The organism is Streptomyces sp. WELS2 (genome assembly GCF_013870595.1).
Classification (GTDB): Bacteria; Actinomycetota; Actinomycetes; order Streptomycetales; family Streptomycetaceae; genus Streptomyces.
Window position 1 is genome coordinate 1 of sequence record NZ_JACBWZ010000569.1, and the last position, 4,197, is coordinate 4,197.

Below are 4,197 nucleotides of genomic sequence, written 5' to 3' on the forward strand. Positions count from 1 at the left end.
GCACTACGCCTTCCTCGTCTCCGACGAGGAGTTCGACGCGGCCTCGCCCGCCTCGACCCGCCGCTGAGTCTGGACTACCTGGCGCTGGTCGACCCCGCCGACTTCACCGAGGTCGGCGACGACTTCACCGGCGAGGCCGTCCTCGCCGTCGCCGCCCGGGTCGGCTCGACCCGGCTGATCGACAACGTTCCCCTCACCTTCGGAGCCGCCTCGTGACCAGCACAGGCATACGACTGCACGCGCCCGCCCCCGGCTGGGCCATCTCCGCGGACGTGGTCGTCGTCGGCTCCGGTGTGGCCGGCCTGACCGCGGCCCTGCGCTGCCAGGCCGCCGGCCTCACCACCGTCGTGGTCACCAAGGCCCGGCTGGACGACGGCTCCACGCGCTGGGCGCAGGGCGGCATCGCCGCCGCCCTCGGCGAGGGCGACACACCCGAACAGCACCTCCAGGACACCCTCGTGGCCGGCGCGGGCCTGTGCGACGAGGAGGCCGTACGGACCCTCGTCACCGAGGGCCCGGACGCGGTCCGGCGGCTGATCTTCACCGGCGCCCACTTCGACACCGACGACGAGGGCGACATCCACCTCGGCCGCGAGGGCGGCCACCACCGGCGCCGCATCGTGCACGCCGGCGGCGACGCCACCGGCGCGGAGGTCTCCCGCGCCCTGGTGGCGGCGGTACGCGCGCGCGGGCTGCACACCATCGAGAACGCGCTGGTCCTGGACCTGCTGACGGACGCCGAGGGCCGTACGGCCGGTGTCACCCTGCACGTGATGGGCGAGGGCCAGCACGACGGCGTGGGCGCCGTGCACGCCCCCGCGGTCGTCCTCGCGACCGGCGGCATGGGCCAGGTGTACTCGGCGACCACCAACCCGTCGGTGTCCACCGGCGACGGCGTGGCGCTGGCGCTGCGCGCGGGCGCCGAGCTCTCCGACCTGGAGTTCGTGCAGTTCCACCCGACCGTGCTGTTCCTCGGCGCGGACGCCGAGGGCCAGCAGCCGCTGGTCTCCGAGGCGGTGCGCGGCGAGGGCGCCCACCTGGTCGACGGCGACGGCGTGCGCTTCATGGTGGGCCGGCACGAACTGGCCGAGCTGGCACCCCGGGACATCGTCGCCAAGGGCATCCTGCGGCGGATGCTGGAGAAGGGCGCCGAGCACATGTACCTGGACGCCCGGCACTTCGGCGCCGAGATGTGGCAGCGGCGCTTCCCGACCATCCTGGCCGCCTGCCGCGCCCACGGCATCGACCCGGTCACCGAGCCCATCCCGATCGCCCCGGCCGCCCACTACGCCTCCGGAGGCGTCCGTACCGACGCCCACGGCCGCACCACCGTGCCCGGCCTGTACGCGTGCGGCGAGGTGGCCTGCACCGGCGTGCACGGCGCCAACCGGCTCGCCTCCAACTCCCTGCTCGAAGGGCTCGTCTACGCCGAGCGGATCGCCGCCGACATCGCCGCCGAGCGGGCGGCCGGCGGCCTCCACGCGCGCGTGCCCGCGCCGGTCCCGCAGCCGGACCAGCCGGTCCACCCGCTGCTCGCCGCCGAGACCCGGTTCGCCGTCCAGCGGATCATGACCGAGGGCGCGGGCGTGCTGCGCTCCGAGGACTCCCTCGCCCGGGCCGCCGACCAGCTCCAGCTGCTGTACGCCGAGGCCCGCCAGGCGCTGGAGGAGAACGGCAAGACCGCCGAGCCCGGCGTGGACACCTGGGAGGCCACCAACCTCCTGTGCGTGGCCCGGGCCCTGGTCGCCGCCGCCCGGCTGCGCGAGGAGACCCGCGGCTGCCACTGGCGCGAGGACCACGCCGACCGCGACGACACCCACTGGCGGCGCCACATCGTCGTACGGCTCGGCCCCGACCGGTCGCTGGCCGTACGCACCACCGACACCGCAGACTTCCCCCCTACCCGGCAAATCCAGCGCCCCCAGGAGCAGTGACAGACGTGAGCACCGACGACCTTCCTCTCGCCCCGACCGGCGGCTGCGGCGACGGCTGCGGCTGCGGCGCCGAGGGAGACGAGGAGTACCTGGAGTGCGGGCTGGACCCCGCGCTCGCCGAGCTGCTGGCCGCCGCCGGGCTCGACCCCGTCGAGGTCGAGGACATCGCCACCGTGGCCATCCAGGAGGACCTGGCCGGCGGCGTGGACGTGACCACGGTCTCGACCATCCCCGAGGACGCGGTGGCCACCGGCGACTTCACCGCGCGCGAGGCGGGCGTCGTGGCCGGCCTCCGCGTCGCCGAGGCCGTGCTCTCCGTGGTCTGCACGGACGAGTTCGAGGTCGAGCGGCACGTGGAGGACGGCGACCGGGTCGAGGCCGGGCAGAAACTGCTGTCGGTCACCACGCGCACCCGCGACCTGCTCACCGCCGAGCGCAGCGCGCTGAACCTGCTGTGCCGCCTGTCCGGCATCGCGACCGCCACGCGCGCGTGGGCGGACGCGCTGGAGGGCACGAAGACGCGCGTGCGCGACACCCGCAAGACCACCCCGGGCCTGCGCGCGCTGGAGAAGTTCGCCGTCCGCTGCGGCGGCGGCGTCAACCACCGCATGTCGCTGTCCGACGCGGCCCTGGTGAAGGACAACCACGTGGTCGCCGCCGGCGGCGTCGCGCAGGCCTTCAAGGCCGTACGGGAGGCTTTCCCGGACGTGCCGATCGAGGTCGAGGTCGACACCCTGCACCAGCTGCGCGAGGTGGTGGACGCGGGCGCCGACCTGATCCTGCTGGACAACTTCACGCCCGGCGAGTGCGAGGAGGCCGTCGGCATCGTCGGCGGCCGCGCGCTGCTGGAGGCCTCCGGCCGGCTGACGCTCGCCAATGCGCGCGCGTACGCCGACACGGGGGTGGACTTCCTGGCCGTCGGCGCGCTCACCCACTCCTCGCCGATCCTGGACATCGGCCTGGATCTGCGCGAAGCGGAGTAACGCCCATGCTGCTCACCATCGACGTCGGCAACACGCACACCGTCCTCGGCCTGTTCGACGGCGAGGACATCGTCGAGCACTGGCGCATCTCCACGGACGCGCGCCGTACGGCGGACGAGCTGGCGGTGCTGCTCCAGGGTCTGATGGGCATGCACCCGCTGCTCGGCGAGGAACTGGGCGACGGCATCGACGGCATCGCGATCTGCGCGACCGTGCCGTCGGTGCTGCACGAGCTGCGCGAGGTCACCCGGCGTTACTACGGCGACGTACCCGCCGTCCTGGTCGAGCCGGGTGTGAAGACGGGCGTCCCGATCCTCACCGACAACCCCAAGGAGGTCGGCGCCGACCGGATCATCAACGCGGTCGCGGCCGTCGAGCTGTACGGCGGCCCGGCGATCGTCGTCGACTTCGGCACGGCGACCACGTTCGACGCGGTCTCCGCGCGCGGGGAGTACGTCGGCGGGGTGATCGCGCCCGGCATCGAGATCTCCGTGGAGGCGCTGGGCGTCAAGGGCGCGCAGCTGCGGAAGATCGAGGTGGCCCGGCCGCGCAGCGTGATCGGCAAGAACACGGTCGAGGCCATGCAGGCGGGCATCGTGTACGGGTTCGCCGGCCAGGTCGACGGGGTGGTGGAGCGGATGGCCCGGGAGCTGGCCGACGACCCGGACGACGTGACGGTGATCGCCACGGGCGGGCTCGCGCCGATGGTGCTGGGGGAGTCCTCGGTGATCGACGAGCACCAGCCGTGGCTGACCCTGATCGGGCTGCGCCTGGTCTACGAGCGGAACGTGTCCCGGCTCTGAGCGCGCGCCGGCGCCCCTGCGGGGGGCGTCGGCCTGCTCCCCGGGGTGCCCGGCCGGCCCGCCGGTGGCCCCGGACGGGGGAACCGCGGACCGACACGCGGCGAAAAAAACATCCCTTTCTGTCACTTTTGTCCGATTAGCGATAGCGTCGCCGCATGCCCACGCCATACGGATCCCGCGGCGGCATGGCGTTCGGCGCGGAGGAGCTGCGTGTGCTCCGCCGCGCCCTCGCCCTCGCCCTCCACCCCGGCCACGCCTCCGCCGAGGACGTGCAGGACTGCCTCCGGCTCGCCGAATCGCTGGACGAGGCGCTGAGCGAGGGGGCCAGGATGCGCGCCTTCCTGGTGGCCGACCTCGGCCGGTACCGGGCCGCTCTGCCGGGTACGGCCGCCGGTTACCTCACCCTCCTGGAGGAGGCCCTCGGGGCCGGGCACCGCCCGACGCCGGACGATCTCGCCGCGCTGCGGGCACTGCGCG

4 protein-coding genes and 1 pseudogene are annotated in these 4,197 nt (G+C 74.1%); all 5 read left to right on the forward strand.

Annotated features, from left to right (window positions below):
- A partial coding sequence (locus H5J33_RS25795; RefSeq protein WP_181797259.1) for a pantoate--beta-alanine ligase occupies nucleotides 1-216 on the forward strand: 216 nt, incomplete at its 5' end.
- Nucleotides 213-1,934: an L-aspartate oxidase gene (locus H5J33_RS25800; protein WP_181797260.1), complete on the forward strand. Its 1,722-nt coding sequence runs from the start codon at nucleotides 213-215 to the stop codon at nucleotides 1,932-1,934. The genes H5J33_RS25795 and H5J33_RS25800, both read left to right, overlap by 4 nt.
- Nucleotides 1,935-1,939: 5 nt before the next feature.
- On the forward strand, nucleotides 1,940-2,917 hold the full coding sequence (gene nadC / locus H5J33_RS25805; RefSeq protein ID WP_181797261.1) for a carboxylating nicotinate-nucleotide diphosphorylase: 978 nt from the start codon (nucleotides 1,940-1,942) through the stop codon (nucleotides 2,915-2,917).
- Nucleotides 2,918-2,922: 5 nt separating this feature from the next.
- Nucleotides 2,923-3,720, forward strand: a complete 798-nt coding sequence (locus H5J33_RS25810) for a type III pantothenate kinase (protein ID WP_181797262.1) — start codon at nucleotides 2,923-2,925, stop codon at nucleotides 3,718-3,720.
- 155 nt (nucleotides 3,721-3,875) lie between these two features.
- Nucleotides 3,876-4,197 (forward strand): annotated as a pseudogene (locus H5J33_RS25815) (hypothetical protein); the annotation flags it as partial.